This is a genomic window from Lentibacter algarum (genome assembly GCF_040580765.1).
Taxonomy (GTDB): domain Bacteria; phylum Pseudomonadota; class Alphaproteobacteria; order Rhodobacterales; family Rhodobacteraceae; genus Lentibacter; species Lentibacter algarum.
Window position 1 is genome coordinate 928236 of the sequence record NZ_CP158687.1, and the last position, 13057, is coordinate 941292.

The 13057-nt window shown below is 55.5% G+C and carries 14 protein-coding genes; 7 read left to right on the forward strand and 7 right to left on the reverse strand.

The features are described 5' to 3' along the window. Nucleotides 1–35 precede the first annotated feature (35 nt). Complete coding sequence (locus DSM117340_RS04460) at nucleotides 36–749, forward strand: alpha/beta hydrolase (RefSeq protein ID WP_089888200.1); 714 nt, start codon at nucleotides 36–38, stop codon at nucleotides 747–749. Here the strand turns inward: DSM117340_RS04460 and DSM117340_RS04465 are convergent. Next, entirely contained in the window at nucleotides 746–1546 is an 801-nt protein-coding gene (locus DSM117340_RS04465; RefSeq protein WP_089888202.1) for a GNAT family N-acetyltransferase, read from the reverse strand. The two genes, DSM117340_RS04460 and DSM117340_RS04465, sit on opposite strands and share 4 nt — an antisense overlap. A gap of 47 nt (nucleotides 1547–1593) precedes the next feature. On the opposite strand from DSM117340_RS04465, the gene DSM117340_RS04470 reads away from it, so the two are divergent. Then, nucleotides 1594–1731, forward strand: a complete 138-nt coding sequence (locus DSM117340_RS04470; protein WP_177170620.1) for a hypothetical protein — start codon at nucleotides 1594–1596, stop codon at nucleotides 1729–1731. Here the strand turns inward: DSM117340_RS04470 and phaZ are convergent. After that, nucleotides 1728–3014 (reverse strand): polyhydroxyalkanoate depolymerase, encoded by a 1287-nt coding sequence (gene phaZ, locus DSM117340_RS04475; protein WP_089888204.1) that lies wholly within the window; start codon nucleotides 3012–3014, stop codon nucleotides 1728–1730. The two genes, DSM117340_RS04470 and phaZ, sit on opposite strands and share 4 nt — an antisense overlap. 115 nt (nucleotides 3015–3129) lie before the next feature. Between phaZ and phaC the strand changes: the two genes are divergently transcribed. From phaC to DSM117340_RS04495, 4 genes are all read left to right on the forward strand, one after another. Beyond that, nucleotides 3130–4923, forward strand: a complete 1794-nt coding sequence (gene phaC / locus DSM117340_RS04480; protein ID WP_089888205.1) for a class I poly(R)-hydroxyalkanoic acid synthase — start codon at nucleotides 3130–3132, stop codon at nucleotides 4921–4923. 255 nt (nucleotides 4924–5178) lie between these two features. Continuing rightward, nucleotides 5179–5628, forward strand: coding sequence for a phasin, PhaP (locus tag DSM117340_RS04485; RefSeq protein WP_089888207.1), 450 nt, complete (start codon nucleotides 5179–5181; stop codon nucleotides 5626–5628). Nucleotides 5629–5771: 143 nt separating this feature from the next. Beyond that, complete coding sequence (phaR, locus tag DSM117340_RS04490) at nucleotides 5772–6332, forward strand: polyhydroxyalkanoate synthesis repressor PhaR (RefSeq protein ID WP_089888209.1); 561 nt, start codon at nucleotides 5772–5774, stop codon at nucleotides 6330–6332. A gap of 6 nt (nucleotides 6333–6338) precedes the next feature. Further along, nucleotides 6339–7304: a LysR family transcriptional regulator gene (locus tag DSM117340_RS04495; RefSeq protein WP_089888211.1), complete on the forward strand. Its 966-nt coding sequence runs from the start codon at nucleotides 6339–6341 to the stop codon at nucleotides 7302–7304. Here DSM117340_RS04495 and DSM117340_RS04500 read toward each other — a convergent pair. The 4 genes from DSM117340_RS04500 to DSM117340_RS04515 form a co-directional block, all read right to left on the reverse strand. Beyond that, nucleotides 7291–8499 (reverse strand): aminotransferase class I/II-fold pyridoxal phosphate-dependent enzyme, encoded by a 1209-nt coding sequence (locus tag DSM117340_RS04500; protein ID WP_089888998.1) that lies wholly within the window; start codon nucleotides 8497–8499, stop codon nucleotides 7291–7293. The two genes, DSM117340_RS04495 and DSM117340_RS04500, sit on opposite strands and share 14 nt — an antisense overlap. A 180-nt stretch (nucleotides 8500–8679) precedes the next feature. Further along, nucleotides 8680–8994 (reverse strand): 2Fe-2S iron-sulfur cluster-binding protein, encoded by a 315-nt coding sequence (locus DSM117340_RS04505; RefSeq protein WP_089888213.1) that lies wholly within the window; start codon nucleotides 8992–8994, stop codon nucleotides 8680–8682. Between the two features lie 12 nt (nucleotides 8995–9006). Next, nucleotides 9007–10296, reverse strand: a complete 1290-nt coding sequence (locus DSM117340_RS04510; RefSeq protein ID WP_089888214.1) for a glutamine synthetase family protein — start codon at nucleotides 10294–10296, stop codon at nucleotides 9007–9009. A gap of 44 nt (nucleotides 10297–10340) precedes the next feature. Continuing rightward, complete coding sequence (locus tag DSM117340_RS04515) at nucleotides 10341–11597, reverse strand: cytochrome P450 (RefSeq protein ID WP_089888215.1); 1257 nt, start codon at nucleotides 11595–11597, stop codon at nucleotides 10341–10343. Nucleotides 11598–11685: 88 nt separating this feature from the next. Here DSM117340_RS04515 and DSM117340_RS04520 point away from each other — a divergent pair, with 88 nt between their 5' ends. Further along, nucleotides 11686–12372, forward strand: coding sequence for a type 1 glutamine amidotransferase (locus DSM117340_RS04520; protein ID WP_089888216.1), 687 nt, complete (start codon nucleotides 11686–11688; stop codon nucleotides 12370–12372). Here DSM117340_RS04520 and DSM117340_RS04525 read toward each other — a convergent pair. Then, nucleotides 12364–13014 carry a GntR family transcriptional regulator gene (locus DSM117340_RS04525; protein ID WP_089888217.1) on the reverse strand — a complete coding sequence of 217 codons (651 nt, stop codon included), beginning with the start codon at nucleotides 13012–13014 and terminating at the stop codon, nucleotides 12364–12366. The genes DSM117340_RS04520 and DSM117340_RS04525 overlap by 9 nt on opposite strands. Between the last annotated feature and the right edge of the window lie 43 nt (nucleotides 13015–13057).

Here is a 13057-nt window from a genome sequence, read left to right on the forward strand (position 1 = left end):
CTTCTGCCAATCTGCGGCCAGAAGGAGCCAGCCCTATGCGCGAGCCGTTGTTGTTTATCCCTGGTATGATGTGTGATGCGCGGCTTTTTCAGCCACAAATTGAGCATTTCAGCCGCACTCATAATGTGATGGTGGCCTGTACGACAGAAGGCGAGCGTATAGAGGAGATCGCCTCTACGATCCTGTCTGATGCACCCCAGAAATTTGCGCTGGCAGGGCTATCGATGGGGGGGATTATTGCCATGGAAATCTTGCGCCGCGCGCCTGAGCGGGTGATGCGCATTTGCTTGATGGACACCAATCCGCTGGCAGAAACGCCACAATCGGCGGCTGGGTATGAGCCGATGATTGTCGGGATCAAGTCGGGCCGGATGATGGATGTGATCCGTGGGTTTTTGAAGCCTGAGTTCCTTGCGCCTGGCCCAATGCGGCCTGTTGTGCTCACTGCAGTGCGCGATATGGCGGAGAGCTTGGGTCCTGAAGTTTTCTTGCGTCAGATCAAAGCCTTACAACGGAGGCGAGATCAGCAAGCTGTGCTGCGCAAGGCGAAAGTGCCTGCGCTTGTGGTCTGTGGAGCCTATGACGGGCTGACTCCAGTCAAGCGGCATGAATTTATGGCCGAGCTGATCCCTTATGCGAAGCTCGCGGTGCTGCAGGATGCAGGGCATTTGCCCACGCTGGAATCAGCTGATCAGGTCAATGCTTTGCTTACAGAGTGGCTGCGCCAGCCATATGTGTTGCGCAGTTAAAAGAGGCGTCCCCATGTGCCGCCGAGGGGGCGTGTTACTGCGCCTGTGCCAAGCTTGAAGCGGGCGAGGTTTGCGCCGCTATCTGTATCAACGAGGCCCAGTTCCATCTCTGATATGCGGTATGCGGGCAGCTCCTGAAAGGCTTTCCACATGAGCAGCCAATGCGCGCCCATCTTGCGCGCGTCGGGGCTCGTGTAGCCGATATGATAGGTGGCGCGCGGACCGTGCAAGGCAAAGAGCATAGCGGCGCGAGGTGCTCCCGGCCCGTTGAGGGAGAACAGGCGCAAACTCTTTGGGCTTGCGGCGCTGAGGGCGCAGGTTAGGGCCGAAGGATAGCAACGAAAGCGGCGTGTGCGGGCTTGAGCCGCCTCGGCTTCAAGCAACCAAGCGTCACGCTCAGGATCGAAGGCGCGGTGCGTCAGCGTTATGTGCTTGGGGCGCTCGGCCTCAAAGCGCTCAAGGCTACGCCGCCACTTGGGCTGCATGGCGGCGCGCTGAATGACGGGGTCGGGCGACAAGGGCAAGCTGGCGATATGAGCGGGCTTGATGAGCTGTCGGTAGCCGTACTGCCGTAGGGCGGGGTGGGCGCTTTCAGCATTGATGATACGGATGCGTTTTTTGGCGAGCTCTGCATAGGTTTCGGGAGCGTCATGCGGGCGCGTGGCAAGTGAGAGGCCAAAGCGGCGCAGGGCAAAGACCGACCCTGTCGGCATGGCAAGCCGCTGTGGTGGACGCCCCAAAAGGGCTAGTGCACCATTGAAAAGCTCGGATTGTTGGAAGGAATGTGCCTCTATCATGGCGCCGTTAAGCCAAAAGAAACCTAAATCATGGTTAACATCGCACTATGAGACGGAAAAACACAGTTTTTGGCCAAGATTTGCCAGCCCCGCGGCTAACCTCGCTTGGGGCAGCGCTGCTGGCTTTGGCCATTGCGCTGCCTTGTGGCGTGGTGTTGAGCTTGCTCGACTGGCTGGTCTTTTAGGCTGCGTTGGTGTTTGCGGCTTTTTTGCCAGCCTTTTTGGGCTTGGCAGGGGCTGCTGAATTCTCATCAATGAAGTTAAGCACGAGCGGGCGGATATTATTGCGCCAGCTTTTACCTGCGAAGATGCCATAGTGGCCAGCGCCTGGCTCTACGTGTGAGGCTTTTTTGCTGTCGGGCAGGCCTGTGCAAAGGGCAAGCGCAGCAATGCATTGTCCTGGGGCCGAAATATCGTCCTTCTCGCCTTCGACGGTTTTGATGGCGACTGTGGTGATCTTACCCATATCGACTTTGTGACCCGCGACGACAAATTCGTTTTTGGCGATTTCGCGCTCTTTGAAGATGCGGTCGACGGTCGACAGATAGAATTCTGCAGTCATGTCCATGACAGCGAGATATTCGTCGTAGAATTTGTTGTGTTTGTCATTGTCGCCAGCCTTGTCTTTGGCGACGCGGGCAATCTGATCGGAGAAGGCTTTGGCGTGTTTCTCGGCGTTCATGGAGATAAAGGAGGTGAGCTGCAGAAGGCCTGGATAAACCTTGCGGCCAACGCCTTTATATTTGAAGCCGACCCGCTGGATCATGCTTTCTTCGAGTTGGCCCATTGTGACACGGCGGCCAAAGTCTGTGACGTCTGTGGGCGTTGCATCGGGGTCAACGGGGCCGCCAATGAGCGTGAGCGAGCGGGGCTGCGCTTCGGGCTCTTTCTCGGCGAGATAGGCTGTGGCCGCGAGTGTGAGGGGGACAGGCTGGCACACGGCGATCACATGCGTGTCGGGGCCAAGTTTTTTCATGAAGTCAACAAGATAGAGGGTGTAGTCCTCAATATCAAACTTGCCTTCTGAGACCGGAATGTCGCGGGCATTGTGCCAATCTGTGATGTAGACTTCACAGTCGCGGATCAGGCTCTTTACGGTGGAGCGCAGGAGCGTGGCATAATGGCCAGACATTGGGGCAACGATGAGCACCTTGCGGGGCGCTTTTTCACGGCCTGTCACGTTAAAGTGGATCAGATCGCCAAAGGCGCCTTCGACAATTTTCTCGACTTTGACGAGGTGATCTTTGCCATCGTCGCAGGTGAAAGTGTCAATGCCCCAGTCAGGCTTGGCGATCATGCGTTCGAAGCTGCGCTCTGTCACTTCGCCCCAAGCGGCGAGCCACTGAAAAGCAGGGTTTGGCGCGAGAGCAAAAGCGGGGTAGGATGCAAAGGATTGGGCGGTTGCGCCGAACCATTGGTTGGCATTGCGAAACGATTCCATGAAGTCGTAGCTGGCCATATAGCGCATGTGGGCGTCCTTTGTTTCTTGTGTGCTGACCTAGGGTAAGTCACTTCGTCGCGTTGTTAAGATCGTGGTAATAATTATGCTGCATTGCAGAAAAAGATAGGGGAATTTTGTTAAGATGACAACAAAAGATGATGTCTCGAGTGAAAATCTTGACAAAATGCAAGCTAATTTGCAGCGGGTTGAGGCGCTTACAGAGCGATTGATGCTGGCGATTAGCGGACGAAAAGCTGTGAATCCGACCCTGAGTGGTCCGGGAACTGAGCTTTATGCGCAGGCTGCTGTGAATTATTGGGCTGAAATGGTCGAGAATCCTAAGCGGATTTATGAGCATCAGCTTGAATATTGGGGCAGATCTGTTCAGCATTTTGTCGCAGCTCAAGAAGCGTTCGCCACTGAAGGCTTCAAGGCGCCCGCAGATCACACAGGGGCTGACAAGCGTTTTGGCAACCCTTTGTGGCAGACGCATCCGTATTTTAACTTTGTGAAGCAGCAATACCTGATCAATTCAGACGCAATCCGTAAGGCTGTTGAAGATGTTGAGGATATGGACCCCAAAGACAAACGGCGGCTGAATTACTTCTCTGAGCAGATTATTGCGATGATGGCTCCTAGCAATTTCCTCGGGACGAACCCTGACGCGCTGGAGCGGGCCGTGCAGACGGAAGGCGAGAGCCTTGTGCGCGGGCTTGAGAACCTTGTGGCTGATATGGAAGCAAATGACGGCGAGCTTCTGGTCAAGCTCTGTGACGAGAGCGCCTTCGAGCTTGGTCGCAATGTGGCGACGAGCGAAGGCTCTGTTGTGTTTCGCAACGAGATGCTGGAGCTGATCCAGTATAAGGCCGCCACAGAAGAGGTGCATAAGACACCGCTGCTTATTTTCCCTCCATGGATCAACAAGTTTTATATTCTCGACCTCAAGGCCGAAAACAGCCTGATCAAATGGATCACCGAGCAGGGCTATACCCTGTTTGTTGTGAGCTGGCGCAATCCGGGACGTGCCCAAGGGGTCTGGGGCATGGAAGATTATATCGAGACAGGCTTTAAAGAGGCGATCCGCGTGACCAAAGAGATCACGGGAGAGAAGCAGGTCAATGCTGTGGGATACTGCATTGCGGGCACGACGCTTCATCTGATGCTCGCTGATATGAAAGCCAAGGGCGATACATCTGTGAAGTCAGCGACTTTCTTCACGGCGCTGTCTGATTTTGGCGAACAAGGGGAGTTTACGCCCTTCTTGCAGGATGACTTTGTGGATGGGATCGAAGAGGAGGTGGCCAACTACGGAGTATTACGCTCGGTGATTATGTCACGGACCATGAGTTTCTTGCGCTCTAATGATTTGGTGTATGGGCCAGCCATCAAGTCCTACATGATGGGAGAGACGCCGCCTGCCTTTGATCTGCTGTTCTGGAATGGTGATGCGACGAACCTGCCTGGAAAGATGGTCATGGAGTATCTGCGCGGACTTTGCCAGAAGAACGCTTTTGTCGGGGAGGGGTATGAGATTCTGGGAGAGCGGCTGCATGTGCGCGATGTCGAGATCCCGCTCTTTGCCGTGACGTGCGAGACAGATCATATTGCCGCGTGGCGAGACTGCTACCGTGGGTTTGGGATGACAGGGGCAAAGGACAAGACCTTTGTTGTGAGCCAGTCGGGGCATATTGCGGGGGTCGTTAACCCGCCGAGCAAGAAGAAATACGGCCACTACACCAACGAAGAGTTGCCTGAAGCGGCGGCTGATTGGTGGGAGGGCGCAACGTTCCACGAGGGGTCTTGGTGGCCGCGCTGGGAAGGCTGGCTTGGCAAGCGCTCGGGCAAAATGATACCTGCGCGTGAATTGGGCGGAAACGGCTATGAGCCGTTGTGCGCCGCCCCTGGCACATATGTGAAGCTCAAACCAGAAGTCTAGGCTCTTCGGAGGCGGCTCTTGGATGTGCTTTTGATGGCAGGCGATTCCATGAAGGTTTTGTAAAAATGTAATGCTGCGTTGCGGCTAAAGATTTTTTGCGAGCAAAATAAGGGGGTTACCCTAGGTAACTTTTTTATGCCGCAGTGCAGAAAAAGACTTGAATTGCTGCGATGCAGCATGTATATATTCCTCAGACGCGTAACCAACTCCTCGGGCCAAAGTAGAGTTGCCCGATTAACCTGATAGGATTTTAAAATGGCTAAGGCACAAGATTTCACAGCGACACTCAAAGACATGATGGGCGCATTCCCTGTAGACACAGCTGCTTTTGAAGGCGCTTTCAAAAACCAAGCCGAGCTTGGCGAAAAGTTCTCTTCAGTTGCTCTGGAAGCTGCTGAAAAATCAGCCGCCATCTCAACAAAGTGGACATCTGAGACACTTGCCAAGCTTGGCGACATGTCAAAAGTAAAAGCAGAGCCTGCTGACTACGCAAAAGCGATCACAGACTTCGCCTCAGCCCAAGCTGAAGTTGCTTCAGAAAACATGGCTGCTTTCGCTGAAGTTGCGAAAAAAGTTCAAATGGAAACAGTTGAGCTCATGATGGCAGCTGGTAAATCAGCTTCAGAAGAAGCCACAACAGCTGTTAAAAAAGCGACTGAAGACATGACAGCCGCAGCGAAAAAAGCGACAGCTGCTGCAAAGTAAGCTGACAGAGATAGAGCGCAACAGTCTCCTCCCATTCTGAAAGCGCTCCACTCTTGAGCGGGTCCTTAGCGGCCCGCTCTTTCTTTTTGTGATCGGCTGCCATAAGCTGCACTGCAGCGCGGCTCATTTGGGAGGATACAAGCGTGGACGAGTCTCAAAAACCATTGCTGATCAAGCGGTACGCAAGCCGCAGGCTTTATAATACCGAAACATCAGACTATGTAACGCTTGACGATATTGCGGCTTTTATCCGCGAAGGGCGCGAGGTTCAGATTGTAGATCTGAAATCTGGCGACGATCTTACACGGCAGTATCTCTTGCAGATTATTGCAGACCACGAGAGCCGCGGCGAGAATATGCTGCCTGTCTCTGTGCTCAACGATATTGTCCGTAGCTATACAAACCAAGCCACCCAGATGATGCCTGAGTTTTTGCAAGCCAGCTTTGATATGCTCCGTGAGGGGCAAGAAAAGATGATGAAAAACATGGGGACAATCAGCCCTATGGCCAAAGTTCCGGGTTTTGAGGCGCTTCAGGCACAGCAAGAAGCCTTTTTGAAAGCGATGACGGGCGGCTTTGGTGGGGGTGCTGCGGCGACAAAACCGGAAGCGGCGGCGCCAAAAGGCGACAGTCCTGACGATCTTGATGACATCAAGGCCGAGCTGGCTGCGCTTCAGGCCAAGCTTTCCAAGATGGGTAAGTAATGCAAAATGGCTGACAACGCGGGGCGGATCACCCTTTGGGGGGTGGAAGTTTTTATTGCCACGGCAGAGGAACGCTCCATCACCGCGGCAGCGCGCCGCCTTGGTGCGAGTCCTTCGGCTGTGAGCCAGCAGCTGACCAATCTTGAGGGCGCAATGGGTGTTACGCTGTTGCAGCGCAATGCCCGACCCATTTTGTTAACGCCGGCGGGAGAGATTTTCCGCAGGCGGGCGCAGAATATTATGAACGAGGCTGAACAGGTCCGTACAGAGCTTGCAATGAGCGATATGCGTGGTCTGACGCGGTTTCGCCTTGGGATGATCGAAGATCTGGCGGCAGATGTAACGCCCCAGCTTTTGACGCAGATGGCCGATGAACTCACCACCTGCCAGTTTTTGCTGGAGACGGGGGCGAGCCATTTTCTGCATGATCAACTTGATGCACGCGCCTTAGATGTCATCGTTGCAGCGGAGATGGGCGAGGCCTTGAGCGGGATGGAAGTCCACCCGCTTATGGAGGAAGGGTTTGTTGTTGCGGCCCCAAAAGGCGCGATTGACCGAAAGGGCGATGTGCTGCGTCAGCTGAAGCGGCTTCCGCTCATTCAGTATACGTCACGGCACCATATGGGACGTCAGATTGCCAGTCACCTGTCCCGCCAGAATTTGCGGATGTCCCACCGTTTTGAGCTTGATAGCTATCATGCCATTTTGGCGATGGTCGGGCAGGGTGCGGGCTGGACCATCCTGACGCCGCTGGCCCTGATGCGTGCGCGGCGCTTTGCACCCAAGATTGATGTAATGGCACTGCCGTTTGAGCCGCTCTCACGGCGGATCAGCCTGACGGCCCGTGAGGGCATTTTGCAGGATATGCCTGAAGGGGTCGCGCAGAAGCTGCGCCCGATCCTGCGCCAGACCATTATTGATCCGGCGCTGGAAGCGTTTCCTGAAACCAACGGTGTGATCAGCCTGCTTTAAGGGTGGGCTCTGCCTTGGCGTCTTGGGCGGCTGCGAGGAGGGCATCGGCAATAAAGTCGAGCTCTTCGCGCGTGAGACGGGCAGGAAGGCGGGTATCACAGGCGCGCATGAGCATCTGACGGGTGTGCGGCAGTTCTGGTGTTTCGCCTGGGATGAACTTCCAGTTCCAGAAGGCGCGGGCGTTGTCCGTGCTCATCCCGAAAATCTGAACTTTTACGCCGCGTGCGGCGGCGGAGCGGGCAAAAGTTTCTGTCTCGCTGTCATCCATGTTCACAAGGTTGAACTGGATGCTATCGGGCGCGCGCTCTTCAGGGGCGAGCTTGGCGGGCACAGTCAACCAAGGGCTTTGTTCCAGCTTTGTGGCGACATAGTCATGATTGTTGCGGCCTTTGGTGACACGTTCAGCCACAAGCGGCAGCTGTGGGCGAATGACGGCTGCGGAGAGATTGCTCAAGCGGAGATTGTAAAGTGGAAGACGGTTTTGCCAGCGTGCGAAGGCGGCCTCGAGGGCTTCGTCAATCTCGCCATGCTTGCGCCAGTTGTGTTCATAGGCGCCAGACATGATCACGGCTTGGGCGAGCAGATCGGCATCGTCGGTGATGAGGATGCCGCCTTCGCCAGCGTTGACGAGCTTGTAAGACTGGAAGGAAAAGCAGCCGATGCGCCCGAGCGTGCCGATGTTTTGACCGTGCCATGTTGTTCCGAGGCTGTGAGCGGCGTCTTCAATGACGGGAATATTGCGCGCGTCGCATAGTGCCATGATGGCGTCCATATCGGAGGTGTGGCCGCGCATATGGGAGATGATGACAGCGCTAATATTGTCGGCAAGCTTTGCCTCAAAATCGACCATATCGATACGATAGTTCTCGCCGACGTCACAAAGCACAGGCAGGCAGTCTGCATGGACAACAGAGGAGGGCACGGCGGCAAACGTAAAGGCAGGAATGAGCACGCGGGCGTCGCGTGGCAATCCGAGCGCTTTGAGCGAGAGAAAGAGTGCAGCAGAACATGAGGAGACAGCCAGCGCGTATTTTGCGCCAAGCAAGTCCGCAAATTCTCGCTCCAGAAGCGCGACAGGGGCGTCTTCGGGGGCGGTGTAGCGAAAGAGGTCGCCTGACGCGAGCAGGCGGTCAATTTCGTCACGCGCGGCGTCTGGGATGGATTCTGCGTCGTGAACGGATGGGGCTTTGGTCAACATATTCAGGATTCCCGAAAATTACATTCGTTAAATCTAAACTATTTTGCGATTCAAAAAAACCCCATATGCGCCCGTGCGACCCTATGTGTCTTTTTCTCTTTAAAAATATCCTGGGGGAGTGCGAGGGGGCGAGCCCCCTCGCGGGGTCGGATTTTCGCGCAGCGAAAATTCGAAGTCTTAGACCTCTGGCACAATCAAAGTGAGACCATCCAGTGCCTGTGACGCCAGTATCTGGCAGGAGAGGCGGGATGTTGGCCCGCGCTCGGCCTCGGTTGCATCCAGCATGGCATCTTCAAATTCGCCAGCGGCGCCGGTTTGGGAGCTCCATGCCGCGTCGACATAGACATGGCAGGTTGCGCAGGCGAGGCTGCCGCCGCATTCGCCAATCACGTTCGGTACATTGTTGGCCACGGCGGCTTCCATCATGTTGGTTCCGTCGCTGACTTGCGCTGAGATTTCGCTGCCGTCGGGCAGTTTCCAAATGACCTTCATCGCTTTTCCCCTTCAAACAAAGTGCACATAAAAGTCGCGCAGTGCGTCGCCTTCCAAGTCACGGGTTTTCTTGACCTCTTGTTCTTTCATATAAACGTGGTTGGCGCAGAGCATATCGCCCACCGCGTTGCAAAGTGCTGTGTCGGCCTTGAGGTCTGCTGTGGCGCCTTTGAGGTCCATCGCCGTGCTTTCCTTGGCGTCGGTTTTTTCAAAGCCGTCGCCTGTTTCCATTGGCGGCAAGCTGTACCCGTTTTCCAGACCTAGAAGGCTTGCTTGCAAGACCGCTGCTGTCGCGGTGTAGGGGTTTGAGGAGGCGTCGGCCATGCGGTGCTCAAGCCGCGCTTTGACCCCGCCTTCGGAGCTGATGCGCGTCGTGACGTTGCGGTGATCCCCGCCCCAGTTTTTCCAGAAGCCCGAGAGCGAACCTGGTTGGAGGCGTTGGTAGCTGTTGGCTGTGGGGGCGATGAGGCCTGCGAGGCCTTTGTGGTGCTCAAGCAGTCCAGCAAGGCAGCTTCGAGCTAGATCGTTCATATGATCGGGGCCGCCCTTATCACCCGAAGAAAGCGCGTTTTTGCCGCTCTTGTCGGTGAAGGAGAAGTTGATGTGCATGCCCGAGCCGCCCGCTTCGGCCAGAGGCTTGGGCATGAAGCTTAGGAGTACGCCGTGCTCTAGGGCGATTTCGCGGGCCATGAGGCGGAAGAGCACGATATCATCGACCGCTTTCACGGCATCATCAAATGTCAGGACGTATTCAAACTGTGGTGTGTCAAACTCTGATGTGATCATTTCAATGTGGAAACCAAGGCGCTCGGCTTCTTCCCAGATCGCATCATTGAAGCGCAGGGGGTCAGAGAAGGGGCCAGTTCCGTAGACCACACCGCCTGGGGCATCGTACGGAATGATGCGGCCCATGTCGTCGGTCTGAAGGGCGAAGCACTCAAGCTCGATGCCGACCTTTGGTGTCAGACCTTTGGTCTCCCATGCGGCCACAGCCCGCTTGAGCGCTCCGCGCGGGCACAGGCCGAGGGGTGCTCCGTCAACATCATAAAGGTCACCAAGAACGATTTTGGTGTGCTCATCCCAGCTGTCTCGGATCTCTTCGGCTTTCCACTTCAGCTCCATGTCGGGCAGCCCCTCCATCATCATGGCGCCGGGGGCATTGAGCAGATCCTTGTCATAATGCACCCCGAAGGTGGAGCGGCAAAACCGTGTGCTGCTGTCAGCGATTTTACTGCCAGGCAAGTATTTGCCCCGCATGATTGAGAGGTGGTCACAGAATACGGCGCGTAAACGGTCTTTCATTTTAAGTCTCCCTGATGGGCTTTTGCCCTTATTGGTATTGGTATTCAGGCGCGCTTGATGCGCACAGGCAATGATTTGATCCCGCCGACAAAGTTGGAGCGCAGGAACTTGTGCTCGCCGTCAGCTTCGATGTGGCTGAGACGTTTGGCAAGCTTTTGAAACAAGACCCGCACTTCGAGCCGTGCCAGCCACATGCCAAGGCAGACATGTGGGCCGCCTTGGCCGAAGCTGACGTGTCTGTTGTTTTCGCGTAGAAGATTTACGCGCATCGGGTCGTCAAAGGCGGTTTCGTCACGGTTGCCTGAAGACCACCAAAAGAGGACTTTGTCGCCCTCTCGAATGGTTTTGCCATGGGCCTCATAGTCTTGCATCGCCGTGCGGCGGAAGTAGAGCGCGGGCGTTGCCCAGCGGATGATTTCGTCGGGGGCGGTGCTCCAGATATCGCCTGTTTGCATCTGGGCGAGCAGTTCGGGCTGATGACACATAGCCTGTATGCCCGCAGCAATAGAGTAGCGCGTGGTATCGTTGCCTGCGGCGACGAGCAGACAGAAGAAGTTGCGAAACTCTTCTTCTGTGATGGTGTTGCCGTCTTTGTCGGGCTGCAGGATCATATGTAGCACGCCCTCTGTGTCGCCCGCGGCCTCTTTCTGTTTCATGAGGTCTTTGGCATAGAGAAAGAGTTCGGCGCCAGCAGGAGAGTTGAACGGCATCATGCGAAACTCGTCAGTTTTCATTTTGTCGAGCACATGATCCGTAAAGTCGGGGTCTGTATTTGCGATAAGCGCATCCCCCTTTTCGACGAGCCAAGGCAAATCTTTCTCGGGCAGGCCGAGGATGCGACCAAGCATTCGCATGGGCAATTCGCGGGCAATTGTTTTGGTGGCGTCAAAGCTATCAACACTTAGGGCCTCCTCGAGGATTTCGTCGCAGAGCAGGCCGATTTCTTCATCAAACTTCGCGATCACGGGCTTAGAAAAGGCCTTGGCGACTTTGATGCGCGTTCTCATGTGCTCGGGAGCGTCTGTTTCCTGAAATGTGCGCCGCGCGAGGTACTCCTCATAAGACTGATCTTCCATACGAATGCCGCGCGCGGAGGAAAAGACGCTGGTGTTGCGGTTCATTTCCATCATGTCTGCGTGTCGGGTAATCGACCAGTAGTTCTCGCCATCAGCGTAGTCTGTCCAGCTCACAGGGTCTTCATCACGCAGGCGCTTGAAGGTGTTGTGCGGCGCCCCTTGCTCAAATGTGTCGTGGCTTGAGAGGTCGGCAAAGCCGTCATCCGTAGGGGTCCAGACCGTCATGGGGGCTACCTTACTTCGCGTTTCACTTGTTAAGTATATTATGAGGGGATATAAATATGTAAAGAAGAATCTGAACTGGAGTCTCCCGATGCGTATCGCTGTCTTGATGACAAACACCGACGAGAGTGATTTTTCCAACAGCTGGCCGAAGGATGGCGAGAAGTTTCCTGCTATGATGCGACGTGTGCGCCCCGAGTGGGAGTATGTGGTTTATTCCGTCAAGGACGGGGTGTTTCCTGAGGTGCTGACAGGGATTGAGGGAGTGCTGATCACTGGCTCGCCGCATTCTGTGAACTCTGGCGACGCTTGGGTGGAGCGCTTGTTTGGGCTGATACGAGAGATCTATGCCGCTGGTATTCCTATGTTTGGGGCCTGTTTCGGGCATCAGGCCATCGCCAAGGCTTTGGGAGGTGATGTGGCAGCGAATCCGAAGGGATGGGTCTTTGGCTTGGTCGAAAAGCGCTTTGCTGATGGGCGCAGTTTGCCGCTCTATGCGAGCCACTCTGAGCAAGTGACCAAGATGCCGAAAGGCGCCGAGGTGATTGCTTCAGGACCAGACTGTGATGTGGCGGGATTCGTTATGGGGCGGGGAGTTATGACAACTCAGTATCATCCCGAAATGGAGCCTGCGTTTATTGCGGCACTGGTTGAGCATCTGGCGGATGAACTGCCGAGCGACGTGACCGAGCGGGCGCGTGCCTCGCTTGTCAAAGAGGCCGACATGCAGGCCATGGCAGAACGTATTGCTCTTTTTATAGAGGGCCAATCAGCTTAGGGCAGCCAAAAGGTCAAGTGCGGTGACATGGTCAAAACTGACGTGGCGTTCCATGGCGGCTTCCGCTTCTTCTGCATCCCGTGCAAAGATCAGGGTAGCAATCGCGCGGTGCTCTCTGGCCGAGGTCGCGATAACGCCCTTGTAGTGATAACGAGCGCGATAATAGGCCATAAGCTTGCGCGCATTGGTCTTGATCATATCCAGTAAGTAAGGGTTGCCAGCGGCTTCCGCGACGACGCGGTGAAAGTCCATGTTGAGCTGGTAATAAGCGTCAGGTGCGCCATCACCATGCTCTTGCGCATGGGCTTCGCAAGCGGCGACGGCTGCTTCCAATGCGGCGGCATGGGTTGCTGACAGACGCCGCGCAGCAAGCCCCGCTGCTTGGCCCTCCAGCTTGGCATGCACTTCTAGAATCGCGAGAAACTGCTCTAGCGTCGGGCGAAAGACAACCGCACCCTTGCGGGCCACGCGCTCGACCAGTCCTGATGCTTCCAGCTGGATGAGGGCTTCTCGAACCGGCGTGCGTGAGACCTCGTGGCGGGCCATGATTGCGGCGTCTTCAATAAAGTCGCCCGGGCGCAATGCACCTGTTTCAATGTCGCGTAGGATCGCACTGATGATGGTTTCTGTTTGGCCTGCCATTTAGAGAGATTGACCGAAAAAGAAGGGCAGGTCCAGCTTTAGG

Bases quoted from the DNA above. Each gene is read 5' to 3' on its own strand.
- DSM117340_RS04470 (WP_177170620.1), top strand. From the start codon at position 1,594: ATGAGACGGAAAAACACAGTTTTTGGCCAAGATTTGCCAGCCCCGCGG.
- phaC (WP_089888205.1), top strand. From the start codon at position 3,130: ATGACAACAAAAGATGATGTCTCGAGTGAAAATCTTGACAAAATGCAA.
- DSM117340_RS04485 (WP_089888207.1), top strand. From the start codon at position 5,179: ATGGCTAAGGCACAAGATTTCACAGCGACACTCAAAGACATGATGGGC.
- DSM117340_RS04505 (WP_089888213.1), bottom strand. From the start codon at position 8,994: ATGAAGGTCATTTGGAAACTGCCCGACGGCAGCGAAATCTCAGCGCAA.
- phaZ (WP_089888204.1), bottom strand. From the start codon at position 3,014: ATGCGCTATATGGCCAGCTACGACTTCATGGAATCGTTTCGCAATGCC.
- DSM117340_RS04525 (WP_089888217.1), bottom strand. From the start codon at position 13,014: ATGGCAGGCCAAACAGAAACCATCATCAGTGCGATCCTACGCGACATT.
- DSM117340_RS04460 (WP_089888200.1), top strand. From the start codon at position 36: ATGCGCGAGCCGTTGTTGTTTATCCCTGGTATGATGTGTGATGCGCGG.
- DSM117340_RS04520 (WP_089888216.1), top strand. From the start codon at position 11,686: ATGCGTATCGCTGTCTTGATGACAAACACCGACGAGAGTGATTTTTCC.
- DSM117340_RS04465 (WP_089888202.1), bottom strand. From the start codon at position 1,546: ATGATAGAGGCACATTCCTTCCAACAATCCGAGCTTTTCAATGGTGCA.
- DSM117340_RS04515 (WP_089888215.1), bottom strand. From the start codon at position 11,597: ATGACGGTCTGGACCCCTACGGATGACGGCTTTGCCGACCTCTCAAGC.
- DSM117340_RS04495 (WP_089888211.1), top strand. From the start codon at position 6,339: ATGGCTGACAACGCGGGGCGGATCACCCTTTGGGGGGTGGAAGTTTTT.
- DSM117340_RS04510 (WP_089888214.1), bottom strand. From the start codon at position 10,296: ATGAAAGACCGTTTACGCGCCGTATTCTGTGACCACCTCTCAATCATG.